The organism is Cellulomonas sp. McL0617 (assembly GCF_049994875.1).
GTDB lineage: Bacteria > Actinomycetota > Actinomycetes > Actinomycetales > Cellulomonadaceae > Cellulomonas.
The window spans coordinates 3262791-3286356 of record NZ_CP188256.1; the positions used below are offsets into that span (position 1 = coordinate 3262791).

Below are 23566 nucleotides of genomic sequence, written 5' to 3' on the forward strand. Positions count from 1 at the left end.
ATGTCTCACCCGAATGACGGCTCATCGACCGGGTGAAATGGCTGCTCAGGGGACGTGCGGGCTCAGATCGTGGGCGATGTCGGGCCGTCGACGGCGCGCCCCGTCACGGCGAGGACCTCGTGCACCAGCCCGGTGAAGGAGCGCGCCCGGTGCACCGAGCGGCCCAACGGGACGGCCGCCGAGGCCACGTCGGGCACCATGACGAACTGCGGCAGCTCGGCGTGCTGCTCGGCGATGCGCTCGACCACGTCGAGATCCACCTGCTGCCCCTCGCCGATGGTGATCACCGCGCGGGTTCGCGTCATCGCGACGAGCTCGAAGGCGTGGTGGGCGTCGCCGGGACCCCCGACGATCCGCGCGTCGACGCCGTGCGAGGCGAGCGCCCCCGCGACGGCGTGGGCGACGAGCGGACGAGGCTCCCGCGGCACGACCAGCACCAGCACGACCGGCCGTCGCGCCCCCTCGAACGGGGCACCCCGGCCGCGGAGTGCCGCGAGCGCGGCGGCGTGGACGGTCGCGGTCGCGTCGACCCCGGGCGGGTCCACGACGGTCCGCCGCGCGAGGGCCGCGAGCGCCGGCGTGACCAGACCCGTCCACCACGCCAGGACGTCGGCGTCGGGCGGGAGCGCGAGGACGCGCGCGCACCCGGCCAGGTCACCAGCCAGGGCCGCGTCGACCACGGCGGTCGGGGTCCGTTCGGCGGCGAGGCTCCGGCTGCCCGGCGTCGCGAGGTCGGTCGCCAGGGCGATCCGCGCCGACTCCGCGGGTGCCACACCGTCGAGCGTGAGCCGCCGCATGACGAGCAGACGGTCCACGTCGGCCGCCGAGTAGCGCCGGTGCGCCCCGGCCGAGTGCTCGGACGGACCCAGCCCGTAGCGGCGGTCCCAGGTGCGCAGGGTGGCGGGCGCCACGCCGAGCCGACGAGCCACCGCGGCAACGGCGAGCGCAGGCGCGTGAGCGACCTGAGTCTCGTCGTCACCGGACGTGGTCATGGCGCGATTCTGCCAGGAGCAGCGTGGAATCTCGTGCGCGACAGCCTCTGGACAGGCACCCGCTACCTGCGGTAATGGGCCCAATCGTTTCAGCCGATCACGACACGAACCGGTCTTGAACAACTCTTGAAGCGGTTGTAACGTCCTCAGCAACGCGTCACCCCGCGGGGCACACCCCGCGGCAACCCGTACATCACGACCTTCCGGCACCGCCGCCGATCCGCGGTCTGCCGGAGCGACTGAGGAGGAATCCCATGGCCGAGATCTCCCGACTTCCCGGGCCCGTGATGGACCTGTGGGAGTGGCAGTTCGAGGGCGCATGCCGTGACGCAGACCAGGACCTGTTCTTCCACCCCGAGGGGGAGCGTGGCTCCGCGCGGCGCCGTCGCGCCGAGGCCGCCAAGGCCATCTGCGCCACGTGCCCGGTGCTGAAGGAGTGCCGCGAGCAGTCGCTCACCGTCCGCGAGCCCTACGGCGTGTGGGGCGGCCTCTCGGAGGACGAGCGCACCGCCGTCCTCGCCCAGCGCAACCGCACGAGCCGCCTGGGCTGATCCCCGGCACGACGAGACCCCTCCGGCGATCAACGGCGATCGCGGAGGGGTTTCGTGTGCTCGGCGACGTGCCCTCAGACGAGAACGGCCCCCTCGGTCCGAGGACCGAGAGGGCCGTTCCAGGCGATCGTCAGATCACTTGAGGACGACTGCGAGGATGTCGCGCGCCGAGAGGATCAGGAGCTCTTCGCCCTGGTACTTCACCTCGGTGCCGCCGTACTTGGAGTAGATCACCTTGTCGCCGACGGCGACGTCGAGCGGGACCCGGTTGCCGTTGTCGTCGACACGGCCGGGGCCGACCGCCAGGACCTCGCCCTCCTGGGGCTTCTCCTTGGCGCTGTCCGGGATGACGAGACCGGAAGCGGTCGTCGTCTCTGCCTCGAGCGTCTTGACGACGATCCGGTCCTCGAGGGGCTTGATGGAGACCGACACAGCGGACCTCCCCTTCGCATGTGAGTAGTTCATGAGTCCGAAGAGCGCTGTCGGGCCGCCGTCGTCGCGGGTGCCGGGGCCTGGAGCGCCGTTGGCACACTCACGGGGAGAGTGCCAGATCCTCACTCTAGGAACGCGTTAGCACTCGGTCAAGGCGAGTGCCAACGGCCGACAGCGAACACCAGTAGGCGAAGGGCATACGTGCAAGGATCGCGACATGGATTCCGAGGGCCTGTCCCAGCTCCTCAGCCCCACCGGCTGGGCGTTGCTGTCGGCCCTGCCGCCCTACGACGAGTCCCGCGCGATGGCGCTGTCGGCGCGCCTGCACCAGGAGGGTCTGGACCCGGTGCTCGTGGCGGCGGCGCTGACGCAGTCGCGGCTGCGCGCCAAGGCGGTGGCCAAGTTCGGCGACTTCGCCGCCGGGATGCTGTTCACGCCGGCCGGTCTCGAGCAGGCGACCCGGTTGACGGTGGCCGCGCACCACGCCCGGCGGTACCGGGACGCGGGCAGCACGCGGGTGGCAGACCTGACCTGCGGGATCGGCGCGGACGCGATGGCGTTCGCCGGCATCGGCCTGCGGGTGCTGGGCACGGACGTGGACGAGGCGACGGCCGCGATCGCCACGGTGAACCTGCGGCACTTTCCCGACGCCGAGGTGCGGCACGGGGACGGGCTCGCCCTGGACCTGGTGGGCGAGGGGGTGGACGGGGTGTACGCCGACCCGGCCCGCCGGACCTCGTCGGGAAGCCGCGTGTTCGACCCGTCCGCGTACGAACCCGCGCTCGACCGCGTGCTGGAGCTGCGCGAGCGGGTGCCCGCGCTCGGCGTCAAGCTCGGGCCGGGCATCCCCCACTCGGCCCTGCCGATGGACGCCCACGCGCAGTGGGTGTCGGTGGACGGCGACGTCGTCGAGGTGGGCCTGTGGTTCGGGCCGCTCGCGCCCGAGGGCTCGGGCCGGTCGGCGCTCGTGCTCCGCGACGGGCAGGCGCACACGATCCTGGCCAGCGACCCGGACGGCATCTACCGGCCGCCGTCGGGCGAGGTCGGGGCCTATCTGTACGAGCCCGACGGCGCCGTCATCCGTGCGGGGCTCGTCGGCGAGCTGGCCGACCAGGTGCGCGGGCGGCTGGTCGACCCGACGATCGCGTACGTGACGTCCGACGTGCTGACCCCGGTCGCGACCGCCACGGCCTACCGCGTGCTCGACACCATGCCGTTCGGACTCAAACGCCTGAAGACCTACCTGCGCGAGCGGGACGTGGGCCGGCTGACCATCAAGAAGCGCGGCACCGCCGTGGTGCCCGAGCAGCTGCGCCGCCAGCTCGACCTGCGCGGCAGCGCCTTCGCGACGATCGTCCTGACGCGCGTGGCCGGCAGCCAGCAGGTGCTCGTGGTCGAGGCGGCCTGATGGCCGCGCCCGTCCCGCTCCCCTTCGCGTACTCCGAGCGGTCGACCGTCGGGATCGAGTGGGAGGTCGCGCTGGTCGATGCCGACTCCGGCGACCTGCGGCAGGCGGCCGAGACCATCCTGTCCGCCGTGCGGCCGGCCGGCGGCGCCGAGCACCCGCTCATCACCCAGGAGCTGCTGCTGAACACGGTCGAGCTCCGGTCGGGCAAGTGCGTCTCGGTGGGCGAGGCGGTCGGCGACCTGCGACGGGCCCTCGACATCGTCGGCGAGGCCGCCGAGCCCCTGCGGATCGAGCTGATGGGCGGCGGGACGCACCCGTTCGCGCAGTGGTCGCAGCAGAAGGTCACCGACAAGGCCCGGTACGCGACGCTGATCGACCGGACGCAGTGGTGGGGCAGGCAGATGCTCATCTACGGCGTGCACGTGCACGTGGGCATCGAGGACCGCGCCAAGGTGCTGCCGATCTCGCGGGCGATGCTCACGGTCTTCGCGCACATCCAGTCGCTGTCCGCGTCGTCGCCGTTCTGGGGCGGCAAGGACACGGGGTACGCCTCGAACCGCGCGCTGCTGTTCCAGCAGCTACCCACCGCGGGCCTGCCGTTCGGCTTCGACGACTGGGCGCAGCTCGAGCAGTACACCGGCGACATGATGCACACGGGCGTGATCGACCAGTTCGACGAGGTCCGCTGGGACGTCCGGCCCTCGCCTCGGTTCGGGACCCTCGAGATGCGGATCGCCGACGGCGCGACGAACCTGCTGGAGGTCGGCGCGATCTCGGCGCTGACCCACTGCTTCGTCGAGCACTTCTCCACCCTGCTCGACCGCGGCGAGACCCTGCCCACCCTGCCGCCGTGGTTCGCGCAGGAGAACAAGTGGCGCTCGGCGCGGTACGGCATGGACGCGATCATCATCACCGACGCCGCCGGGAACGAGGAGCTCGTCACCGACGCCGTCAGCCGGTGGCTGGTCGACCTGGCGCCCGTCGCCGAGCGGCTCGGCTGCGCTGCCGAGCTCGAGCAGGTGCGCGTCATCCTGCGGCGCGGGGCGTCGTACCAGCGGCAGCGCGCGGTCGCGCGGCGTCACGCCGGCGAGCTCGACGGAGTCGTGCGCTCGCTGGTCGCGGAGCTCAGGGCCGGTCGGCCGCTCTAGCCGACCAGCACCTGCGTCAGCGGCATCGACGAGTCGACGGCCAGGTCGAGCGACGACGGCGGCAGGCCGCGTCGGACGACGGCGGAACCGAGCGCCGCGATCATCGCGCCGTTGTCGGTGCAGTAGCGGATGGGCGGGATGCGCAGGGTGAGGCCGGCCTCGGCGCAGCGCTTGGCGGCCATGTCGCGCAGCTGCGAGTTGGCGGAGAACCCGCCGCCGATCACGAGGGTGTCGACGCCGTGCCGCGCCGCCGCCGCGATCGTCTTGGCCGTCAGCACGTCGGCGACGGCCTCGGCGAACGAGGCCGCGACGTCGCTCAGCGGGACCTCCTCGCCGGCGTCCTGGCGGGCCTCGACCCACCGGGCGACCGCGGTCTTGAGGCCCGAGAACGAGAAGTCGGCGGCGTGCTGCGCCTGGTCCTTGGCGGCAGTGAGCCCGCGGGGGAAGCGGATGGCGGTCGGGTCGCCCTCGCGGGCCAGGCGGTCGATGTGCGGGCCGCCCGGGTACGGCAGCCCCAGCAGCCGACCCACCTTGTCGAAGGCCTCCCCGGCGGCGTCGTCGAGCGTGGAGCCCAGCTCGGTCACGTTCACCGTGTCGTCGAGGAGCAGCAGCGAGGAGTGGCCGCCGGAGACCACCAGGGCCATCACGCGCCCGGGGAACTCCCCGTCGACCAACTCGTCCACCACCGCGTGCCCGATCACGTGGTTCACGCCGTAGAGCGGCTTGTCCAGCGCGAGCGCGAGCGCCTTGGCCGCCGCCGCTCCGACGGTCAGGGGTCCGACGAGGCCCGGCCCGGCCGTCACCGCGATGGCGTCCACCGCACCGAGCGACACGTCCGCGGTGGCCAGGGCCCGCTCGATCGTCGGGACCATGGCCTCCAGGTGAGCCCGCGAGGCGATCTCGGGGATGATGCCCCCGAACCGCGCGTGCTCGTCCACCGAGCTGGCCACGGAGTCCACGAGCAGGTCGAAGCCGCGCACCAGGGCCACGCCGGTCTCGTCGCAGGACGTCTCGATCCCGAGCACGAGGGGTTCAGCCATGCGGGACAGTTTAGGTGTCGGACGCCGACGTGACGCGCCTCACTTCGTCGCCCGGAACAACCATTGGTAGTTGACGCTTCAATCAAGTATGACCACTGACACCACCGTTCTCGAAGGCCTCGACTTCCCGACGCCCGCGCTGGCCGTCGCCGACGACGTCGCGGACCTCCTCTTCCGTGAGGCGCGCACCGTCGCCCAGTTCGTCCCGGGCGAGGTCACCGACGAACAGCTCGCCTCGGTCTACGACCTGGTGAAGTGGGGCCCCACGGCGATGAACACGCTGCCGCTGCGCCTGCTCGTGGTGCGCACCCCCGAGGCTCGCGAGCGCCTCGCGGCCCTGATGAGCGAGGGCAACCGCGAGCGCGTGCTGGCGGCCCCCGTCACGCTCGTCCTCGCCGCCGACCCCGGCTTCCACGAGCACATCCCGACGCTCGCGCCCCACGCGGCCGCGTTCAAGGACGTCCTCGAGGGCCAGCCCGAGACGCGCGAGCAGATGGCGCGCACGAACGCGCTGATCCAGGCGGGCTACGTGATCGTCGGCCTGCGCGCCGCCGGCCTGGGCGCCGGGCCGATGGCCGGCCTGGACTTCGCCGCCGTCGACGGCGAGTTCTTCGCCGAGAACGGCTGGAAGTCGCTGTTCGTCATCAACGTCGGCAACGTCGAGGGGACCGGCACGCCGCGCGCCCGCGCCGAGCGCCTGAGCTACGCCCAGGTGTCCAAGAACGTCTGATGCTGATGAGGGCCGCGACCCGTGGGTCGCGGCCCTCGTCATGCCCCCGTGGCCACCGGGCGGGTCGGGTCGTTGGACCACTGCGACCACGAGCCCGGGTAGAGCGCCGCGTCGACGCCGATCGTCGCGAGCGCGGCGACCTCGTGCGCCGCGGTGACGCCGGAGCCGCAGTAGACCGCGACCGGGCCGCGCACACCGGCGAACCTCTCCCGCAGCGCCTCCGTGGTCAGGAACGTGCCGTCCGCCTCGAGCAGCCAGGCCGTGGGGAACGAGAGCGCACCCGGGATGTGGCCCGCCTGCGGGTCGACCGGCTCCACCTCGCCCCGGAACCGCTCGGCGGCACGGGCGTCGAGCAGCGAGCCCGAGTACGTCGCCGCTTCGTCGGCGTCGATCGTCGCCATCGAGCCGCCCGTCAGGACGACGTCGCTGGGGTCGGGCAGGACCTCGCCGGCCTCGAGCGGTCCGGTCCACGCCCCGAGGCCGCCATCGAGCAGGCGTACGTCGCGCAGACCCGCCCAGCGCAGCAACCACCACGCGCGCGCCGCGGACATCCCGCCGACGGCGTCGTAGGCGACCACCGGGCGGTCGGCGGTCACGCCCCAGCGGCGCGCGGACGACTCGAGGTCGACCGGCAGGGGGTGTCGGCCGCTCGCCGGGCTGGCGGGCGCGGCCAGCTCGGTCTCCAGGTCGACGTAGACCGCGCCCGGCAGGTGGCCGGCGAGGTAGCGGTCGTGCCCGTCGGTCTGGCCGAGCGCCCAGCGGACGTCGAGCAGGACGGGCCTCCTGGGGCCGGCCAGCTCGGCCGCGAGCGCCTCCGCGGTGACCAGCACGTTGTCCCGGTCGGTCATGCGGGCTCCTTCCGCAGGTCGAGCCGCATCGTCCACGCGTCGATGTTGCCCGGCTGGTAGTACGCCCGGCGCTTGCCCAGCCGCTCGAACCCGACGCTCTCGTACAGGTGGATGGCCGGCTCGTTGTCCACCCGGACCTCGAGCAGGACCACCGCTGCGCCGACCTCGCGGGCGCGCGCCAGCAGGTTGGCCAGCATCAGACGAGCGAGTCCACGGCCCTGGAACCGTTCCTCGGTCCCGATGGTCATCACCTGCGCGTCGTACCCGTCGAACCACAGGCCTGCGTAGCCGACGAGGTCGCCGTCCTGCTCGACTCCCACGTACCACCGGCCGGGTCCGACGAGCTCGTCGGCCAGCCCCTCGGGCGACCACGCCGCGGCGCCGAACAGCTCACCCTCGAGGCGTTCGAGCGTCGGCAGGTCCGTTGCGACGAGGGGCCTGATCAGGATGGTCATCCGAGCGCGCGCTTGCGTTCCGCGGGCGGGACGGCGTCCGGGCGGCGCAGGTACAGCGGCTCGGTGTCCAGGACCTCGTCGGACCGTTGCAGCGACAGGCGGGCGAGCTCGGCCGGGTCCGGGTCGAGCAGCTCGTCGAGCGACGGAACGATCGCCACGGCTCCGACGGGCGCGACGACCGGGCCGTCGACCGGCGGCGCGAAGACGTCCGCGTACAGCGTGCCGCCACGCCCGACGACCAGGGCACCGCCGAGCCGGACGTCCGCGGCGGCACCGACGGACGGCGGAACGAGCACCTGGATCCGGCCCGGTCCGACCAGACGGTACGACGACCAGTAGACCTCGCGGCGGCGCGCGTCGGTCGCGACGATCACGTCGGTTCCCGCGGGGAGCCGTCGCGACGCGGCCGCGGCGATCGCGTCGAGGCTGGGCACGCCGCGCGCCGGGATGCCGAGCGCGAGCGCGAGCGTCCGCGCGGTCACCAGCCCCACGCGCAGGCCCGTGAACGGTGCGGGACCGGTGCCGACGACCACCGACGTCAGCTCCCGGCGGTCGACGCCCGCGTCCGCGAGGACCGCGGCGATCATCGGGGTCAGCAGCTCGGCGTGGTGCCGCTGCTGCGGGTCGGAGCGCCCGGCGAGGAGCGCACCGTCGTCGTCGGTCAGGCTGACCGCGACGGCGGCGGACGTGTCGAGGGCGAGGACGGGCACGGTCTCAGCCTGCCACCGCATCGGGGCCGGGCAGATCGACGTCCGCCCAGCGTGCGCCGACGGTGGTCAGCGTGACGATCCGCTCGCCGGTCGCGGCGTCGTCGAGATCGTCCATCGTCCCGCCCCGCGGCCGCTGCAGCGTGATCTCCAGACGGTCCTCGGTGAGCCCCTCGACCCAGCCCTCGCCCCACTCGACCACGGTGACGGCCTCGTCCAGGCTCGCGTCGAGGTCCAGCGCGTCGACCTCGTCGAGGGAGCCCAGCCGGTAGGCGTCCACGTGCACCAGCGCCGGTCCGGCCCCGAGCGCCGGGTGCACGCGGGCGATGACGAACGTGGGCGACGCCACCTGCCCGCGCACCTCCAGCCCGACACCGATCCCCTGCGTGAGCGTCGTCTTCCCTGCGCCCAGGTCACCCGTGAGCACCACCAGGTCGCCGGCGCGCAGCACGCCCGCGAGCGCCCGTCCGAACGCCCGCGTCGCGTCCGCGTCGGGGAGTCGCACCTCGGTCACGCCCCCTCCTCGCTGTCCACGTAGACGCGGGGCACCCGTGCGCCCAGCCGCGTCACGATCTCGTACGAGATCGTGCCCGCCGCGAGCGCCCAGTCCTGCGCGGTCGGTCCGCCGTCGGCGCCCGTCCCGAACAGCTCGACCGTGTCGCCCGCCTCCTCGGTCGCGCCCGGACCGAGGTCGAGCACGACCTGGTCCATGCACACGCGCCCCGCGACGCCGACGGTCCGCCCGCCGACGCGCACGGGTCCACCCGGCCTGTCCTGGGTACCCGACGCGTGCCGCGGCACCCCGTCGGCGTACCCGAGCGGTACCAGCCCGAGCACGGTGTCGCGCTCGGTGACGTACAGGTGGGCGTACGAGACGCCGGAGCCCGCTTGTACGTGTTTCACGTTCGCCAGCTCGGCCTCGACCGTCATGGCGGGCACGAGACCGAACTGCTCCGGCCCGCCGAGCTGCGGCACCGGTGACAGCCCGTACACGGCGATGCCCGGGCGCACGAGGTCGTAGTGGGTGCCGGGGCTGGTCAACGTCGCGGCCGAGTTGGCCAGGTGGCGGACCTCCAGCCGGACGCCAGCACCCTCGACCACCGCCAGCGCCTCGGCGAACACCTTCGCCTGCAAGGTGACCGTGGGATGCGTCGGTTCGTCGGCGATCGCGAGGTGCGACCAGAGGCCGACGACGTCGATCACGCCCTCCGCCTCCAGGGCCTGCGCCGCCGGCAGCAGCAGGTCCAGGTCCGCCGGCGTCAGGCCGTTGCGGCTCAGGCCCGTGTCCACCTTGAGCTGCACACGGGCGGTCTGCCCGACGGCACGGGCGGCGGCGGCCACCTCCTGCAGCGCCCACGCGGCAGAGACGGTCAGGTCGATGTCCGCCTCGATCGCGTCCCGCAGCGGCGCGCCGGGCGCGTACAGCCACGTGAGGATCCGCGGAGCGGCGACCCCGGCGCGGCGCAGCTCCAACGCCTCGGTCACCTGGGCGGCCCCCAGCCACGACGCCCCGCCGGCCAGTGCGGCGTGCGCGGACGGCACCAGACCATGCCCGTACGCGTCGGCCTTGACCACGGCCATCACCTGAGCCGTCGGCGCGTGCGCGGCGAGCGCGGACACGTTGCCGCGGATCGCCGCGAGATCGACGACGGCGCGCGCGGGGAACTGGCTCACGGCGCCCAGTCTCCCACCCGGTTCACAGACCCTCGACGACGACGTCCGCGCGGTGCGCCGTCGCGGCCACGAGCCGGGCGTTGACCTCGTCGGGACCGTGCGACCACGCCCTGGCCGCCTCCGGGGACTTGCCGAAGGCCTCGTGCCGGGCGACCAGCCGGGCGAGGCGGACCTCGTCGGGAAGCGCGACGAACCACGACTCGTCGAGCAGGCCCGCGACGGGCGCGAACCCGTGCCGGTCGAGCAGGAGGTAGTTCCCCTCGGTGACGACGAGGGGCACGTCGGCCGGCACGGCGATCGCGCCGGCGATCCCGTTCTTGAGGTCCCGGCGGTACTCGGGCGCGTACACCGGGCCGTCCTCGTCGCGGAGCCGGCGCAGGAGCGCCACGTAGCCGGCGGCGTCGAACGTGTCCGGCGCACCCTTGCGATCCGCACGGCCGAGGCGCTCGAGCTCGCTCTGCGCCAGGTGGAAGCCGTCCATGGGCACGACGACGGCCCGGGCGCCGGCGACCTCGGCCACCTGGGCCGCGAGCGTCGACTTCCCCGCGCCCGGTGCGCCGACGATCCCCAGGATCCGCCGCTGGCCGGTGGCCAGCAGCGCGTCGAGGCGCGCCCGGAGCTCGCCGTTCACGGACCCTCGACCAGGGCCGCGATCGTGCCCGGGAGGGCCTCCGCGACGTCGGTCGCCGAGATGGGACCCCCGGGGTTGGCCCGGTGCGCCGCCCGACCGTGGACCAGCGCCGCGGTCGCCGCGAGCGCGGCCACGATCGTCGGGTCGTCGTGGATCGCGTCGACCCGGGCCGCCAGCAGAGCCCCGAGCAGGCCAGCGAGCACGTCACCCGCGCCCGCCGTGGCGAGCCAGGCGGGCGCGTCCGCCTGCGCGTAGGTGGCGCCCAGCGCGCCGACGACCAGCGTCACCGGACCCTTGAGCAGCACCGTCGCGCCGGTCAGCTCGTGGGTCCGCCGCGCCCAGCGCAGCGGCTCGGCCTCGATGCCCGCGCGATCGACGTCCTCGCCACGGGCACCCAGCAGGGCCGCCAGCTCCCCCGCGTGCGGTGTCAGCACGGCGTGCGGTCCCACCCGCTCGGGCAGCAGCTCCAGCGCACCGGCATCGATGACGGCGGGCTCGCCGCCGGTGACCACGTGCTCGAGCGCGTACTGGATCCGCCGCCGCTGGCTCGCGTCGTCGGTCGACACCCCGGGTCCGAACACCCAGGCCTGGACCCGGCCGTTGCCCACGACGACCTCCGGGTTGGCCGCGACGACCACGTCGCCGACGTCGCCGAGGTAGCGCACCATGCCGACCCCGGCCCGCAGCGCGGCGGTCGTCGCGAGGATCGCGGCCCCGGGATACGCACGGGACCCGGCGACCACGCCGACCACACCGCGGGTGTACTTGTGCGCATCCGCCGTCGGTACAGGCCAGAGCTGGGCCACGTCGCTGTCGTCCAGACGTGCCACCGCCGGCGGCTCGTCCAGCGTCAGTCCGATGTCCACCACCTCGACACGGCCTGCGCGCCGCGCGGCCGGCGGCAGCAGCAGACCCGGCTTCGCGGCACCGAACGTCACCGTCAGGTCCGCGTCGAGGCCCGGACCCGTTGCCGTCCCGTCGTCGACCCCGATGCCCGACGGGACGTCGACGGCGACCACGAACGCTCCGCCCGTGAGCCCGTGGGCGACCTCGGCCGCGCGTCCATGCAGCCCCGAACCGTCGCCACCGATGCCGACGAGCCCGTCGAGGACCAGGTCCGGATCCCCGGGACGGTCGACCACCCGACCACCGGCCCGCAGGAGCGCGTCCAGGCCGCCCTGGTGCACGCGATCGCTCGCGAGGACCGCGCGGACCTCGACCCCGCGCCGGGCCAGCAGCGCCCCGGCGTAGAGGGCGTCGCCGCCGTTGTTGCCCGACCCCGCCAGGACCAGCACCCGCGCACCGCCGATCCGCCCGCGAAGCTCGGCCAGAGCGGCGCACACGTGCACGTGCAGCGCGAACGCGGCCCGCTCCATCAGCGGCTCGCCGGCGGCCAGCAACGGCTCCTCGGCGGCTCGGACCTGCGACGACGTCCACGACTCCAGCACGTCTCCATCCTGTCTGCTCCGGGCACGTCGAGCGAGCCGCGGGTAACCTGCGAGGCATGCGCTTCGGACTCTTCATCCCCCAGGGCTGGCGGCAGGACCTCACGGGCATCGAGCCCCGCGACCACTGGCAGGTGATGAACGGCCTGGCGAAGCACGCCGACGACGGCGACGCCTTCGAGTCGATCTGGGTCTACGACCACTTCCACGGCACCCCGGAGCCCAACGGCGAGGCGGTGCACGAGGCGTGGAGCCTCATGAACGCGTTCGCCGCCTCCACCAGCCGCGTCCGGCTCGGCCAGATGTGCACGTGCATGGCGTACCGGAACCCGGCCTACCTGGCCAAGGTCGCCGCGACCGCCGACGTCATCTCGGGCGGTCGCGTCGAGATGGGGATCGGCGCCGGCTGGTACGAGCACGAGTGGCGCGCGTACGGCTACGGCTTCCCGCGGGCCGGCGAGCGGATCGGGATGCTCGACGAGGGCGTGCAGATCTTCAAGCAGCTGTGGACCAACGGCACAGCGACGCTCGACGGCCGCCACTACCAGGTGGACGGCGCCCAGCTGGCCCCGCTCCCCCTGCAGGTCGACGGTCCCCCGCTCTGGATCGCGGGCGGCGGTGAGCAGAAGACCCTGCGCATCGCGGCGGAGCACGCGCAGTACACGAACTTCGACGGCTCCCCGGAGGGCTTCGCACACAAGTCCGACGTCCTGCGCGGTCACTGCGACGAGATCGGTCGGCCGTTCGATGAGATCACCCGGTCGGCCAACTACAACGTCGTGATCGGCGAGACCGAGGCCGACGTCGACGACCGCATCGCCTGGGCCGAGGAGCACCTGTCGAACACGGTCCCGTCCCGCGCCGCCGAGCAGGCCGAGTCGCTGCGCAACGGACCGCTGGTGGGCACGCCCGAGCAGATCGTCGAGAAGCTCGGGGCTCTGAAGGACCTCGGGCTCGGTTACGCGATCACGTACTTCCTCGAGGCCGCCTACGACCGCTCGGGCATCGAGCTCTTCGAGACCCAGGTGGTCCCGGCGCTGCGGTGAGCGTCAGTCCCGTTCCGCGACGACGACCGCCGAGGCGATGCCGGCGTCGTGCGAGATGGACAGGTGGAACCGGTCGACGCCGGCCAGTGCCGCGGCGGCGGCGACCGTGCCCGTCACCTCGACCACGGGCTGCGCGCCGGCGACGCGGCGCACGGTCGCGTCCTGCCAGCTCATCCCGGGCGGCGCGCCGAGTGCCTTGGCGATCGCCTCCTTGGCGGCGAAGCGGGCGGCGAGCGAGGTCTCCGGCATCTCGCGCTCCTCGGGCGTGAACAGCCGCTCGCGCAGGGCGGGGACGCGGTGCATGGTCGCGACGAACCGCGCCACGTCGACGACGTCGATGCCCACCCCGACGATCACGAGATCACCGCGGGGTGTAGGTCGCACATGGCCGCGAGTGTAGCCGGGCGGCCTCACGGGCCCGGCTCGGGCACAATCGTCCCGTGCCGCCCTCGCTCAACCTGGCCACGCCCTACGTCGACCTCGATCGCGACGCCTGGGCGCGGCTGTCCGCCTCGACCCCGCTCCCGCTGACGGATGCCGACGTCGAACGCCTCGCCGGCCTGGGCGACCCCATCGACCTGGCCGAGGTCGACGTCGTGTACCGACCGATCTCCCGCCTGCTCGACCTGCACATCGAGGCGACCCGCGGGCTGCACGCCGCGTCGAGCACGTTCTTGCGCGAGGACGTCGGCGGCACCCCGTTCGTCATCGGGGTCGCCGGGTCGGTGGCCGTCGGGAAGTCCACCACCGCCCGCCTGCTGCGCGAGCTGCTCGCGCGGTGGCCGGCGACGCCGCGCGTCCAGCTGGTGACCACCGACGGGTTCCTGTACTCGAACGCGGAGCTCGCGAGGCGCGGCCTGATGGAGCGCAAGGGCTTCCCGGAGTCCTACGACCGCCGCGCCCTGCTCCGGTTCGTCTCCCAGGTGAAGGCGGGCCGGCCCGAGGTCAGCGTCCCGGTCTACGACCACCTGACCTACGACATCCTGCCCGGGCGCGAGATCGTGGTGAACCGGCCCGACGTGCTCATCGTCGAGGGCCTCAACGTCCTGCAGCCGGCCCGCCCGTCGGCCGAGGGCCCGTCGAGCCTGGCGGTCAGCGACTTCTTCGACTTCTCCATCTACGTCGACGCGCGCACGAGCGACGTCCGTCAGTGGTACGTCGAGCGGTTCCTGCGCCTGCGTGAGACCGCGTTCGCGCGGCCGGAGTCGTACTTCCACCGGTTCGCCGCGCTGACCGACTCCGAGGCGGTCGAACGCGCGCAGACCATCTGGGACTCCATCAACGCCCCGAACCTGCTGCACAACATCCTGCCGACCCGCAGCCGCGCCACGCTCGTGCTCACCAAGGGTCCCGACCACGCCGTCCAGCGCGTCCGGCTGCGCAAGCTCTAGCTACGGCCGCGCAGTCTCGACCGGGAACTTCTCGTTGTCGGTCTCCTTCAGCGCGGCGAGCGCCTTGCTCACGGCTGGGCTCGGCCCGCCGCAACGGTCCGTCGGCCACGTCGGTCGCAGGGCGCGTCCGAGGGCGTCGACGAGCCAGAGCGCAGGAGTGTCGGCCTGGCCCGTGCTGCAGGTCCCACCACGCCGCGCGGACGGTTCCCGCAGGGCCGCGACGAGCGGCTCGAGGTCGCCCTCGCGGTGGCTCGCGGTGAGCGCCAGCCAGGTGCCGGACGCGTCCTTCAGAGACCCGTCGAGGGTGCACACGACCACGCTGACCGGCACGAAGCCGTCGGGCACCTTGCCGGGCTCCGGCGACGCGCTGGCGGTCATCGCGGCGCGGCCCGTCGACGCCGGCACCAGGCCCAGGTCGTTCAGGACCGCCGGCGACATGCAGTCCGCCGCCGGAGCGACGACGGCGGTGGGGCGCAGGTCCGTCGGGGTCGAGCTGCAGCCGGCCGCGAAGAGCACGGCGGGGAGCACGACCAGTGCCGTCCACCTCGCCCGCACGTCCGCCACGCTCGCTCCCCCTTTTTGCCCATGCCGCCGCGCACCCCCACCGGGTGGCATCAGTAATGGGAGTGCCAGCCTCGGCGTCGGCACACTTCGAGGGTAACGGCAGTCATGACGACGATGACGCCCCCGATACCAGATCGTTAGGCCGCGGGGCCCGATCGTGAGCGTCCCGTGACCGGATGCACAGGGGCCGTCGAGACCTCGGTCTCGAGGGCCATGTCGTCGGCGGTCTCGTCGGCGGTCTCGACCCCGACCGGCCCGTGGCTCAGCCTGCGCAGGAGCCAGTCGATCCCGATGCCGAGCAGGACGCCTCCGAGCACGCCGACGCCGACCGCGACGATCATGTGGTCGCCGAGCCATGCGCCGGCGCCGATGCCGATCAGCGAGGCATAGACGGCCCAGGTGACGGCAGCCAGCGCCGTGAGGCCCACGAACCGGCGACGCGGGTAGCCGACGGCCCCGGCCGTCATGTTGACGGCCACCCGGCCGATGGGGACGTAGCGCGCGGCTATGATGAACGCCGCTCCCCGCCTCGCGAGCGTGCTCTCCGCCCAGTCGATCGCGGCCTGTCCGCGCGCCGAGCTGAGGATCCTGAGCTGACGCACCTTGACCTTGGTGCCGATCTGGTAGGCGATCTGGTCACCCGTGAACGCGCCGAGCGCCGCCACCAGCATGAGCAGCCAGATGTTCGGTTCGCCGTTCGAGACCGCGACCGCGGCGAGGGCGATCACCAGGGACTCGCTCGGGATCGGCGGGAAGAACCCGTCGACGGCGGCGAAGACGTAGAGGACGACGAAGATCCACGGGGATCCCGCCAGTGCCAGCGCCCACGCCTCCATCGCCTGCAGCCCTTCCCCGTGCGCCCGCCCGCCCACGATCGTGACCGGTTGTCCTCCTCAACGGTAGGCGGCCCCGAGTCGTGCCCGGTACCAGGAGACCTCGGGATCCGTCGGAGCCGCCGCACGTCATCCGCGTACCGTCACGCGACCCCCGCCGGCTCGCGCTCGGTGGCGGCCGGCTCGGCGAGGACGGTGGCGCCCGCGGTCTGCTCGTGAGGAGCGTGCTCGGTGCGGGTGAGCCTGCGCAGGACCCGGTCGATGAGGAAGCCCAGCGTCACGCCGCCGACCACGCCGACCAGGACCCCCAGCATCGTGTGGTCGCCGAACCACGCGCCCGCGCCGATGCCGATCAGTGCGGCGTACATCGCCCACGACGTCGAGGCGATCGCGGCCAGCCCGACGAACCGGCGGCGCGGATAGCCCACCGCCCCCGCCGTCATGTTCACGGCCACGCGGCCCACCGGGACGAACCGAGCGGAGATGATGAAGGTGGCACCTCGTCGGGCGAGGGCCTCCTGCGCCCACAGGATCGCCGCTCGAGCTCGCGCCGGTCGGAACATCCGGAGCTCGTGCACCTTCACCCGGGTGCCGATCTGGTAGGCGATCTGGTCACCGGTGAACGCACCGAGCGCTGCCGCCAGCATCAGGAGCCACAGGTTCGGGGTGCCCTGGGAGATCGCGAGCGCCGCGAGCGCGATGACCACCGACTCGCTGGGGATCGGTGGGAAGAATCCGTCGATGGTGGCGAAGAGGTACACGACGAGGAAGATCCACGGCGACCCCGCGAGAGCCACGGCCCATGCTTCGACCATGACGCGCTCCCTCTGTCGGGGCGGCCCGACCGGCGTGCCCTCTGCGCTCCACGCTAGGCAGGGGTCGTCCGCGCCGACATGGGGGAGACCCCCGGATCGACCCTGGGGTATTCCCCCGGGACCCTGAGTCAGTCCAGGGGGAACCCGAGGGCGTGGCCGGCGGCCGCGGGGCTCGGCTCGGCCGCCCAGCGCGCGCCGAACCCGTCGGTCGTGGCCAGCGAGCGCAGCTCGGCCCGGTCGAGGTAGAGCGTGCCGCGCAGGTGGTCGGTCTCGTGCTGGACGATCCGCGCGGACCAGCCGGTCACGACCTCGTCGAGCGCGGTGCCCTGCTCGTCGAGACCGGTCAGACGCACCTGGCGCGCGCGGGACACGACCGCGGTGTAGCCGACGACGCTCAGGCACCCCTCGTAGAACGAGGAGCGTTCCGGACCGACGGGCTCGTACGACGGGTTGACGAGCACGCGGTACGGGAGGGGTTCACGCTCGCGCGCCTGCGCGTGGTCCTCGGACACGGTGCCCGGGTCCTCCAGCACGGCGAGCGCGAGCGGGAGGCCCAGCTGTGGGGCTGCCAGACCGACGCCGGGGGCCGCGCGCATCGTCGCGTGCATGACGTCGAGCAGGGCCGCCAGCTCGTCGTCGGAAAGCTGCGCGTCGTACGGCGTCGCCACGGCCCGCAGCGCCGGATGGCCCGCCTGGACGATGGGCGCCAGTCCCTGGTCCGAGCGCGCGCCCGCCTCGATGATCCACAGCGCGGTGTCGCGCAGCGCCTGGTCCCACTGGGGTCCGGCGTACCGCGGTTCGTCGTCCCGACTCACAGGGCCAGCCGTTCCCGCACGACGTCGGCCAGCTCGTGGGCGATGCGGTCCGCGTCGCTCTGGGTGCCCGCCTCGACCATGACACGGACCAGGTTCTCGGTGCCCGACGAGCGCAGCAGCACCCGGCCCGTGTCACCCAGTCCCGCCTCGGCCCGTCGCACCGCGTCGAGCAGCGGGGCGTCGTCGTCGGCACGGTTCTTGTCCACTCCGGGCACGTTGACCAGCGTCTGCGGCAGCCGCCGGACGATGCCCGCGAGCCTGGCGATGGTGTCCCCGGTCGCCGCGACCCGCGCGGCCAGCTGCAGAGCGGTCAGGACGCCGTCGCCCGTCGTCGCGTGCGCGGCCATGATGATGTGCCCGGACTGCTCTCCGCCGAGCGAGTACCCGCCGGCGCGCATCGCCTCGAGCACGTACCGGTCGCCGACCGCGGTGTGGATGGTCGCGATCCCGGCCTCGGTCATCGCGATCTTCAGACCCAGGTTGCTCATCACCGTGGTGACCAGGGTGTCGTCGACCAGGTCGCCGCGGTCCTTCATGGCGACGGCGAGGATGCCCATGATCTGGTCGCCGTCGACGAGCACGCCCGACGCGTCCACGGCCAGGCACCGGTCCGCGTCCCCGTCGAACGCGACGCCCAGGTCCGCGCCGGAGGCGACGACGGCCGCCTGCAGCTGCTCCGGGTGGGTCGAGCCGCACTGCTCGTTGATGTTGCGCCCGTCCGGGGAGGCATTGATGACGACGACGTCGGCGCCCGCAGCGCGCAGGGCCGCCGGCCCGACCTCGCTGGCCGCACCGTTGGCGCAGTCGACCGCGATCCGCAGGCCCGTCAGCGGGGCGTCGATGGTGCCGACGAGGTGTTCGACGTACTGCTCGCCCGCGCGCCCGGTGTCCACGCGGATCCGGCCGACGTCGCCGCCGACCGGGCGGTCCCAGTGCTCGCCCATGCGCGCCTCGATGGCGGCCTCGAGCTCGTCGTCGAGCTTGAGGCCGCCGCGGGCGAGGAACTTGATGCCGTTGTCGGGCATGGGGTTGTGGGAGGCCGACAGGACGACGCCGATGTCGACACCGAGCGCGGCCGTCAGGAACGCGACGGCTGGTGTGGGCAGCACGCCGACGTTGTTCACGTCGACCCCCGCCGAGGCCAGCCCCGCCGAGACCGCGGCGGCCAGGAACTCCCCCGACGCGCGCGAGTCGCGTCCGACGATCGCGCGAGGCCGGTGGCCCTCGAACTCTCCGAGCGACCCGAGCACGTGCGCAGCGGCGACCGACAGGTCGAGCGCCAGCTCCGCCGTGACGTCCTTGTTGGCGAGCCCACGCACGCCGTCTGTGCCGAACAGCTGCCCCATGGTCGTCAGACTCCTTCGTCGTGGCACGGCAGGGGTACGAACCCCGCGTCGATGGTCGCAGACATGCCGATGGCCCCGCCGGTCGTCGGACCGGCGGAGCCATCGAGCGGAAGCGCGAAGATCAGCGCTTCGAGTACTGCGGAGCCTTGCGGGCCTTCTTGAGACCGGCCTTCTTGCGCTCCACGACGCGGGCGTCGCGGGTCAGGAAGCCGGCCTTCTTCAGGGCCGGGCGGTTGTGCTCCTCGTCGATCGCGTTCAGCGCTCGGGCGATGCCCAGGCGCAGCGCGCCGGCCTGGCCGCTCACGCCACCACCGGTGATGCGGGCGACGACGTCGAAGCGACCCTCGACGTCGACCAGCTTGAACGGGGAGTTGACGAGCTGCTGGTGCACCTTGTTCGGGAAGTAGTCCTCGAGCGTGCGCCCGTTGACCTTCCACTGACCGGTGCCGGGGACGATGCGCACGCGGGCGATCGCCTCCTTGCGACGGCCGAGCGCGTTGGCCGGGGCCACGTTGCTCAGTCCGCGGCCCGTGGGGGCCACCGTCTCGGAGGTGTAGCTGGTGGGGGTGTCATCGCCCTCGAGGTCGATGTCGACCGTGGTCTCTGCCACTGGTTTCCTCGCGTCCTTGTTCTCTGCGCTCAGCCGGCTCACGCCTGCTGAGAAACCTGGGTGATCTCGAAGGGCTTCGGCTGCTGCGCCGCGTGCGGGTGCTCCGCGCCGGCGTAGACCTTGAGCTTGGTGAGCTGCTGGCGCGCGAGCGAGCTCTTGGGGAGCATGCCACGCACTGCCTTCTCGATCGCGCGCTCGGGGTGCTTCTCCAGGAGGTCGGAGTAGGCCACGGCGCGCAGACCACCCGGGTATCCGGAGTGGCTGTACGCGAGCTTGTTCTCGCGCTTGTTGCCGGTCAGAGCAACCTTCTCCGCGTTGATGACGATGACGAAGTCACCGCCGTCGACGTGCGGAGCAAAGGTCGCCTTGTGCTTGCCGCGCAGCAACGTGGCCACGTGAGTGGCCAAGCGGCCCAGGACGACATCGCTTGCGTCGATGATGTACCAGTTCCGCTCGACGTCGCCGGGCTTCGGGGTGTACGTACGCACGGTCGTCAGCCTTCGTTTCGATACGAATCTTGTCGCGGCGGAAGTCCGCAGGGTGCGGGTCCGCCGATGAGAACTCTCGCTTGCATCCGGACGGCGAGCGGGAACGCACCGGTCCTGCCGTTCTGGCTCGGTGCTGAGTACACCAGCGCGCGAACGGGGACGCACAACGAGTAGCAAGATTACCCGGCGCCCCGGCAGGGGGTCAAAACGCGGTAGGTCACACTGCGGCGGGCGGTCCGTGCCGGCGCACCGGTCGCAGTGCCGCCGACGCCGCACCGACCACGCGATCGGTCAGGTCGTCGAGCGTCGGGGTCCGCAGCGCCCAGTGCTGCCAGTACAGCGGGACGTCCAGCGTCCGACCCGCCCGCACCTCGACGAGCGACCCGCGCGCCAACCCGTCCCGGGCGGCGACCTCCGGCACCATCCCCCAGCCGAGGCCCGCCTCGATCAGTCCGACGAACGCCGACTGGGAGGGCACGTAGTGCACCATCGGCGTCACGGTCCGCCGGCCGACGACGGCCGCGACGAAGCGTTCCTGCAGGCCATCCTCCCTGTTGAACGCCAGCAGCGGCGCCTGGGCGAAGGCCTCGGCGGTCAGTCCGTCGCCGAACCAGCGGTCCCGACGGTGCGGCGCAGCCACGGCCAGGTAGCGCATGGCGCCCAGGCGCCGGACGCGACAGCCCTGGACCGCGCGGGGGTCGGCGGTGACCGCGGCCATCACGGTCCCGTCCCGCAGCAGCCCCGCGGAGAGGTCCTGGTCCTCGCGCCGCAGGTCGAGCAGGACGTCCGGCGGCAGGTCCGCGACGGCCGCCGGGAACCACGTCGACATCGAGTCGTCGTTCACTGCCACGGGGAGCCGTCGCGACGAACCGCCCGAGCGGACGGCACCCGCGGGCGGCACGAGCAGGCTCATGGCGTCGCGACCGAGCAGCTCGACCTGACCTGCCAAGCGCAGCAGCACCTCGCCGTCGTCGGTGGGCCGGCAAGGCCGCGTGCGGAGCACCAGAACGCGCCCCACCTGCAGCTCTAGGGCCTTGACCCGCTGGCTGACCGCGGACGGGGTGATGTGCAGACGCTGCGCGGCCGCGTCGAAGCTGCCCTCGTGCACCACGGACGCGAGGGCGCTCAGTTGGTCGGGATCGAACGCCACATGAATGATCCTAACGGTTCTTCAGAATCATGAACTGGTCTTCATCGTCGTCGCCGCCTAGCCTCTCGACCATGTTCCCCGCGGCCCTCGCCGGCTGGCTCACGATGATCAGCCTCATCGTCGCCATCGGCGCCCAGAACGCCTTCGTGCTCCGCCAGGGCATCCGGCGCGAGCACGTCCTGCCCGTCGTGGTGATCTGCGCGCTGGCCGACGCTCTCCTGATCGCGGCGGGGATCGCGGGGCTCGGCGCCATCATCGCCAACCATCCGGCCGTGCTGACCGTGACCAAGTACGTCGGCGCCGCGTTCCTGCTGTGGCTCGCGATCGGCTCCTTCCGGCGGGCACGGCACCCGGAGGTCCTCGACCCGGCGGCCGCGGGCCCGGCAAGCCTCTCGGCCGTGGTCACCACCTGCCTCGCCCTGACGTTCCTCAACCCGAACGTCTACCTGGACACGGTCATGCTGATCGGCTCGCTGGCGCACCAGCACGAGCCCTACGCCTGGGTGTTCGGGCTCGGGGCCGTGGTGGCGAGCATCGTGTGGTTCGCGGCGCTCGGGTTCGGCGCCGGCTACCTGCGACCCCTGTTCGCCCGCCCGCGGTCGTGGCAGGTCCTCGACATCGTCATCGGGCTGATCGTCACGACGATCGCGGTGTCCCTCGTCCTGTGACCCAGCGCCCGGCGCGTCTATCGCGCGCGCTCCACCCGGCCCGCGTCCCACACGGGCTCCGGCGTCTCGACCACGTCACCGTCGGCGCCGAAGACCAGGAACCGGTCGAAGGTGCGCGTGAACCAGCGGTCGTGGGTGACGGCCATGACCGTCCCCTCGAACGCGGCCAGACCCGTCTCCAGGGCCTCCGCCGAGTGCAGGTCGAGGTTGTCGGTGGGCTCGTCCAGCAGCAGCAGCGTCGCGCCGCCCAGCTCCAGCAGGAGGATCTGCAGACGCGCCTGCTGACCGCCCGAGAGCGTCTCGTACCGCTGCTCGGCGGCCGCGACGAGCTCGTACCGGTCCAGCGCCTTGGACGCCTGCTCGCGACCGATCCCCGACCGGTGCCCGACCCCCCGGTTGAGGATCTCCAGCAGCGTCCGGCCCACGAGCTCCGGGTGGCCGTGGTTCTGCGCGAACCACCCGGGTCGCACGCGCGGGCCGAGCACCACGCGACCGGTGTGCTGCACGGGCGCGACGGGGGTGTCGTCGGCGGGCTCGTGCTCGGGGCTCGGGTCGCTGCCGCCGGCGGCCAGGAGCCGTAGGAAGTGCGACTTGCCCGAGCCGTTGGAGCCGAGCACCGCCACGCGCTCGCCGAACCAGACCTCGAGGTCGAACGGCTTCATCAGCCCGGTCAGCTCGAGCCCGGTCGCGACGACCGCGCGCTTGGCCGTGCGGCCACCGTGCAGGCGGACGCGGACGTTCTGCTCGCGGGCCAGCAGCGTGGGGGGCCCGGCCTCCTCGAACTTGCGCAGCCGCGTCTGGGCGGCCTGGTAGCGCGACGCGAGGCCGTCGTTGAAGGCCGACTTCGTCTTGAGGGTGAGCACGAGCTCCTTGAGCTTGGCATGCTCCTCCTCCCAACGCCGCAGCAGCTCCTCCAGCCGCGTGCGCCGGTCCTCGCGCGCCTGGTGGTACGTGCCGAACCCGCCACCGTGCACCCAGACCGTCGCCCCCATGACGCCCGGCTCGAGGGTGGCCACCTGGGTGGCCACGTTGGCGAGCATCTCGCGGTCGTGGCTGACGAACAGCACGGTCTTGTTCGACGCCCGCAGCTTGTCCTCCAGCCACCGCTTGGTGGGCACGTCGAGCGCGTTGTCGGGTTCGTCGAGCAGCAGGACCTCGTCGGGACCCCGCAGCAGCGCCTCCAGCACGAGCCGCTTCTGCTCGCCGCCGGACAGCGACCGCACCTCGCGGTGCTGCGCCTGGTCGAACGGGATGCTCAGCACGGCGTCGGTGACCCGGTCCCAGCCGGCCTCAGCCTCGTAGCCGCCGACGTCCGCCCAGTCGACCAGCGCCTGCGCGTACCGCATCTGCGACGGCTCGTCGTCGGTCTCCATGATGACGATCTCCGCGGCGCTCAGCTCGACGGCGGCGTCGCGGACCGAGGCGACCGCGAGCGACGCCAGCAGGTCGCGGATCGAGCGGTCGTCGTTGATCCGGCCGATGTCCTGCCGCATGATGCCCAGCCCGCCGCTGCGCCCGACGGACCCCGCGTGCGGCTGCTCGTCGCCGGCGACGATCCGCAGCAGTGTCGTCTTGCCGGCACCGTTGGGGCCGACGAGGGCCACTCGAGCGCCGTCAGCGACCCGGAACGTGACGTCGTCGAGGAGCGGACGGCCGTCGGACAGCACGTAGCCGATCCCGCCGATGTCGAGGTGACCCATGCGACCAGTGTCCCTTGGCGCCACGACCCGCGGCATCGCAATACTGGCGTCCGGCCGCGTGCGGTGCGAAGGTCGGGGC

27 protein-coding genes are annotated in these 23566 nt (G+C 72.9%); 7 read left to right on the plus strand and 20 right to left on the minus strand.

The genetic code is table 11. The annotated features are described in order from the left end of the window. Positions 1-62: 62 nt before the first annotated feature. On the minus strand, positions 63-992 hold the full coding sequence (locus ACPPVS_RS14645; protein WP_426592987.1) for a MerR family transcriptional regulator: 930 nt from the start codon (positions 990-992) through the stop codon (positions 63-65). Positions 993-1246: 254 nt separating this feature from the next. On the opposite strand from ACPPVS_RS14645, the gene ACPPVS_RS14650 reads away from it, so the two are divergent. Continuing rightward, positions 1247-1543, plus strand: coding sequence for a WhiB family transcriptional regulator (locus tag ACPPVS_RS14650; RefSeq protein ID WP_426592988.1), 297 nt, complete (start codon positions 1247-1249; stop codon positions 1541-1543). Positions 1544-1678: 135 nt separating this feature from the next. On the opposite strand, the gene groES is transcribed toward ACPPVS_RS14650, so the two are convergent. Then, positions 1679-1975, minus strand: a complete 297-nt coding sequence (gene groES, locus ACPPVS_RS14655) for a co-chaperone GroES (RefSeq protein WP_426592989.1) — start codon at positions 1973-1975, stop codon at positions 1679-1681. Positions 1976-2192: 217 nt separating this feature from the next. Between groES and ACPPVS_RS14660 the strand changes: the two genes are divergently transcribed. Continuing rightward, positions 2193-3383 carry a THUMP-like domain-containing protein gene (locus tag ACPPVS_RS14660; RefSeq protein ID WP_426592990.1) on the plus strand — a complete coding sequence of 397 codons (1191 nt, stop codon included), beginning with the start codon at positions 2193-2195 and terminating at the stop codon, positions 3381-3383. After that, a complete protein-coding gene (locus ACPPVS_RS14665; protein ID WP_426592991.1) occupies positions 3383-4531 on the plus strand; it encodes a glutamate--cysteine ligase in 1149 nt (382 codons plus the stop codon). Before ACPPVS_RS14660 ends, ACPPVS_RS14665 begins: the two co-directional genes overlap by 1 nt. On the opposite strand, the gene tsaD is transcribed toward ACPPVS_RS14665, so the two are convergent. Continuing rightward, the gene (gene tsaD / locus ACPPVS_RS14670; protein ID WP_426592992.1) at positions 4528-5571 is read right to left on the minus strand and encodes a tRNA (adenosine(37)-N6)-threonylcarbamoyltransferase complex transferase subunit TsaD; all 1044 of its coding nucleotides are present in this window, start codon (positions 5569-5571) and stop codon (positions 4528-4530) included. The genes ACPPVS_RS14665 and tsaD overlap by 4 nt on opposite strands. Positions 5572-5659: 88 nt before the next feature. Here tsaD and ACPPVS_RS14675 point away from each other — a divergent pair, with 88 nt between their 5' ends. Further along, entirely contained in the window at positions 5660-6301 is a 642-nt protein-coding gene (locus ACPPVS_RS14675; RefSeq protein ID WP_426592993.1) for a malonic semialdehyde reductase, read from the plus strand. Between the two features lie 38 nt (positions 6302-6339). On the opposite strand, the gene ACPPVS_RS14680 is transcribed toward ACPPVS_RS14675, so the two are convergent. Genes ACPPVS_RS14680 through ACPPVS_RS14710 form a run of 7 tightly spaced genes read right to left on the minus strand, consistent with a single transcriptional unit; the run spans position 6340 to position 12064 of the window. Continuing rightward, a complete protein-coding gene (locus ACPPVS_RS14680) occupies positions 6340-7149 on the minus strand; it encodes a sulfurtransferase (protein WP_426592994.1) in 810 nt (269 codons plus the stop codon). Further along, positions 7146-7604: a ribosomal protein S18-alanine N-acetyltransferase gene (gene rimI / locus ACPPVS_RS14685; RefSeq protein WP_426592995.1), complete on the minus strand. Its 459-nt coding sequence runs from the start codon at positions 7602-7604 to the stop codon at positions 7146-7148. Before rimI ends, ACPPVS_RS14680 begins: the two co-directional genes overlap by 4 nt. Further along, the gene (gene tsaB, locus ACPPVS_RS14690; protein ID WP_426592996.1) at positions 7601-8314 is read right to left on the minus strand and encodes a tRNA (adenosine(37)-N6)-threonylcarbamoyltransferase complex dimerization subunit type 1 TsaB; all 714 of its coding nucleotides are present in this window, start codon (positions 8312-8314) and stop codon (positions 7601-7603) included. Before tsaB ends, rimI begins: the two co-directional genes overlap by 4 nt. Before the next feature lie 4 nt (positions 8315-8318). Continuing rightward, on the minus strand, positions 8319-8825 hold the full coding sequence (gene tsaE, locus ACPPVS_RS14695) for a tRNA (adenosine(37)-N6)-threonylcarbamoyltransferase complex ATPase subunit type 1 TsaE (RefSeq protein ID WP_426592997.1): 507 nt from the start codon (positions 8823-8825) through the stop codon (positions 8319-8321). Next, on the minus strand, positions 8822-9985 hold the full coding sequence (gene alr / locus ACPPVS_RS14700) for an alanine racemase (RefSeq protein WP_426592998.1): 1164 nt from the start codon (positions 9983-9985) through the stop codon (positions 8822-8824). The genes tsaE and alr overlap by 4 nt, the downstream gene beginning before the upstream one ends. Before the next feature lie 22 nt (positions 9986-10007). After that, positions 10008-10616: a nucleoside/nucleotide kinase family protein gene (locus tag ACPPVS_RS14705; RefSeq protein WP_426592999.1), complete on the minus strand. Its 609-nt coding sequence runs from the start codon at positions 10614-10616 to the stop codon at positions 10008-10010. Continuing rightward, the gene (locus ACPPVS_RS14710) at positions 10613-12064 is read right to left on the minus strand and encodes a bifunctional ADP-dependent NAD(P)H-hydrate dehydratase/NAD(P)H-hydrate epimerase (protein WP_426593000.1); all 1452 of its coding nucleotides are present in this window, start codon (positions 12062-12064) and stop codon (positions 10613-10615) included. Before ACPPVS_RS14710 ends, ACPPVS_RS14705 begins: the two co-directional genes overlap by 4 nt. A gap of 56 nt (positions 12065-12120) precedes the next feature. Here ACPPVS_RS14710 and ACPPVS_RS14715 point away from each other — a divergent pair, with 56 nt between their 5' ends. Beyond that, positions 12121-13107, plus strand: coding sequence for an LLM class F420-dependent oxidoreductase (locus ACPPVS_RS14715; RefSeq protein WP_426593001.1), 987 nt, complete (start codon positions 12121-12123; stop codon positions 13105-13107). Positions 13108-13110: 3 nt separating this feature from the next. Here ACPPVS_RS14715 and ACPPVS_RS14720 read toward each other — a convergent pair whose 3' ends face one another. Continuing rightward, positions 13111-13464: a holo-ACP synthase gene (locus ACPPVS_RS14720; RefSeq protein ID WP_426593002.1), complete on the minus strand. Its 354-nt coding sequence runs from the start codon at positions 13462-13464 to the stop codon at positions 13111-13113. An 83-nt stretch (positions 13465-13547) separates the two neighbouring features. Here ACPPVS_RS14720 and coaA point away from each other — a divergent pair, with 83 nt between their 5' ends. Further along, positions 13548-14498: a type I pantothenate kinase gene (gene coaA / locus ACPPVS_RS14725; protein ID WP_426593003.1), complete on the plus strand. Its 951-nt coding sequence runs from the start codon at positions 13548-13550 to the stop codon at positions 14496-14498. On the opposite strand, the gene ACPPVS_RS14730 is transcribed toward coaA, so the two are convergent. From ACPPVS_RS14730 to ACPPVS_RS14765, 8 genes are all read right to left on the minus strand, one after another. Beyond that, on the minus strand, positions 14499-15062 hold the full coding sequence (locus ACPPVS_RS14730; protein WP_426593004.1) for a hypothetical protein: 564 nt from the start codon (positions 15060-15062) through the stop codon (positions 14499-14501). Between the two features lie 137 nt (positions 15063-15199). After that, entirely contained in the window at positions 15200-15934 is a 735-nt protein-coding gene (locus ACPPVS_RS14735; RefSeq protein WP_426593005.1) for a DedA family protein, read from the minus strand. 104 nt (positions 15935-16038) lie between these two features. Further along, positions 16039-16710: a DedA family protein gene (locus ACPPVS_RS14740; RefSeq protein ID WP_426593006.1), complete on the minus strand. Its 672-nt coding sequence runs from the start codon at positions 16708-16710 to the stop codon at positions 16039-16041. Positions 16711-16838: 128 nt separating this feature from the next. Then, on the minus strand, positions 16839-17525 hold the full coding sequence (locus ACPPVS_RS14745) for a peptide deformylase (RefSeq protein WP_426593007.1): 687 nt from the start codon (positions 17523-17525) through the stop codon (positions 16839-16841). Next, on the minus strand, positions 17522-18871 hold the full coding sequence (glmM, locus tag ACPPVS_RS14750; protein ID WP_426593008.1) for a phosphoglucosamine mutase: 1350 nt from the start codon (positions 18869-18871) through the stop codon (positions 17522-17524). The genes ACPPVS_RS14745 and glmM overlap by 4 nt, the downstream gene beginning before the upstream one ends. Before the next feature lie 121 nt (positions 18872-18992). Next, the gene (gene rpsI, locus ACPPVS_RS14755; protein ID WP_426593009.1) at positions 18993-19481 is read right to left on the minus strand and encodes a 30S ribosomal protein S9; all 489 of its coding nucleotides are present in this window, start codon (positions 19479-19481) and stop codon (positions 18993-18995) included. A gap of 38 nt (positions 19482-19519) precedes the next feature. Beyond that, positions 19520-19969, minus strand: coding sequence for a 50S ribosomal protein L13 (rplM, locus tag ACPPVS_RS14760; protein ID WP_028045033.1), 450 nt, complete (start codon positions 19967-19969; stop codon positions 19520-19522). 217 nt (positions 19970-20186) lie between these two features. Beyond that, positions 20187-21119 carry a LysR family transcriptional regulator ArgP gene (locus tag ACPPVS_RS14765; protein ID WP_426593010.1) on the minus strand — a complete coding sequence of 311 codons (933 nt, stop codon included), beginning with the start codon at positions 21117-21119 and terminating at the stop codon, positions 20187-20189. 71 nt (positions 21120-21190) lie between these two features. Between ACPPVS_RS14765 and ACPPVS_RS14770 the strand changes: the two genes are divergently transcribed. Next, positions 21191-21787 carry a LysE/ArgO family amino acid transporter gene (locus ACPPVS_RS14770; RefSeq protein WP_426593011.1) on the plus strand — a complete coding sequence of 199 codons (597 nt, stop codon included), beginning with the start codon at positions 21191-21193 and terminating at the stop codon, positions 21785-21787. 17 nt (positions 21788-21804) lie between these two features. Here the strand turns inward: ACPPVS_RS14770 and ACPPVS_RS14775 are convergent, their stop codons facing one another. Then, on the minus strand, positions 21805-23487 hold the full coding sequence (locus tag ACPPVS_RS14775) for an ABC-F family ATP-binding cassette domain-containing protein (RefSeq protein WP_426593012.1): 1683 nt from the start codon (positions 23485-23487) through the stop codon (positions 21805-21807). Positions 23488-23566: the final 79 nt, after the last annotated feature.

Excerpts from the sequence above, each read along its gene's own strand:
- ACPPVS_RS14660 (WP_426592990.1), top strand. The coding sequence starts at position 2,193 with ATGGATTCCGAGGGCCTGTCCCAGCTCCTCAGCCCCACCGGCTGGGCG.
- ACPPVS_RS14740 (WP_426593006.1), bottom strand. The coding sequence starts at position 16,710 with ATGGTCGAAGCATGGGCCGTGGCTCTCGCGGGGTCGCCGTGGATCTTC.
- ACPPVS_RS14770 (WP_426593011.1), top strand. The coding sequence starts at position 21,191 with ATGTTCCCCGCGGCCCTCGCCGGCTGGCTCACGATGATCAGCCTCATC.
- glmM (WP_426593008.1), bottom strand. The coding sequence starts at position 18,871 with ATGGGGCAGCTGTTCGGCACAGACGGCGTGCGTGGGCTCGCCAACAAG.
- ACPPVS_RS14715 (WP_426593001.1), top strand. The coding sequence starts at position 12,121 with ATGCGCTTCGGACTCTTCATCCCCCAGGGCTGGCGGCAGGACCTCACG.
- rimI (WP_426592995.1), bottom strand. The coding sequence starts at position 7,604 with ATGACCATCCTGATCAGGCCCCTCGTCGCAACGGACCTGCCGACGCTC.
- ACPPVS_RS14665 (WP_426592991.1), top strand. The coding sequence starts at position 3,383 with ATGGCCGCGCCCGTCCCGCTCCCCTTCGCGTACTCCGAGCGGTCGACC.
- ACPPVS_RS14645 (WP_426592987.1), bottom strand. The coding sequence starts at position 992 with ATGACCACGTCCGGTGACGACGAGACTCAGGTCGCTCACGCGCCTGCG.
- ACPPVS_RS14680 (WP_426592994.1), bottom strand. The coding sequence starts at position 7,149 with ATGACCGACCGGGACAACGTGCTGGTCACCGCGGAGGCGCTCGCGGCC.
- ACPPVS_RS14775 (WP_426593012.1), bottom strand. The coding sequence starts at position 23,487 with ATGGGTCACCTCGACATCGGCGGGATCGGCTACGTGCTGTCCGACGGC.
- tsaD (WP_426592992.1), bottom strand. The coding sequence starts at position 5,571 with ATGGCTGAACCCCTCGTGCTCGGGATCGAGACGTCCTGCGACGAGACC.
- ACPPVS_RS14675 (WP_426592993.1), top strand. The coding sequence starts at position 5,660 with ATGACCACTGACACCACCGTTCTCGAAGGCCTCGACTTCCCGACGCCC.
- ACPPVS_RS14650 (WP_426592988.1), top strand. The coding sequence starts at position 1,247 with ATGGCCGAGATCTCCCGACTTCCCGGGCCCGTGATGGACCTGTGGGAG.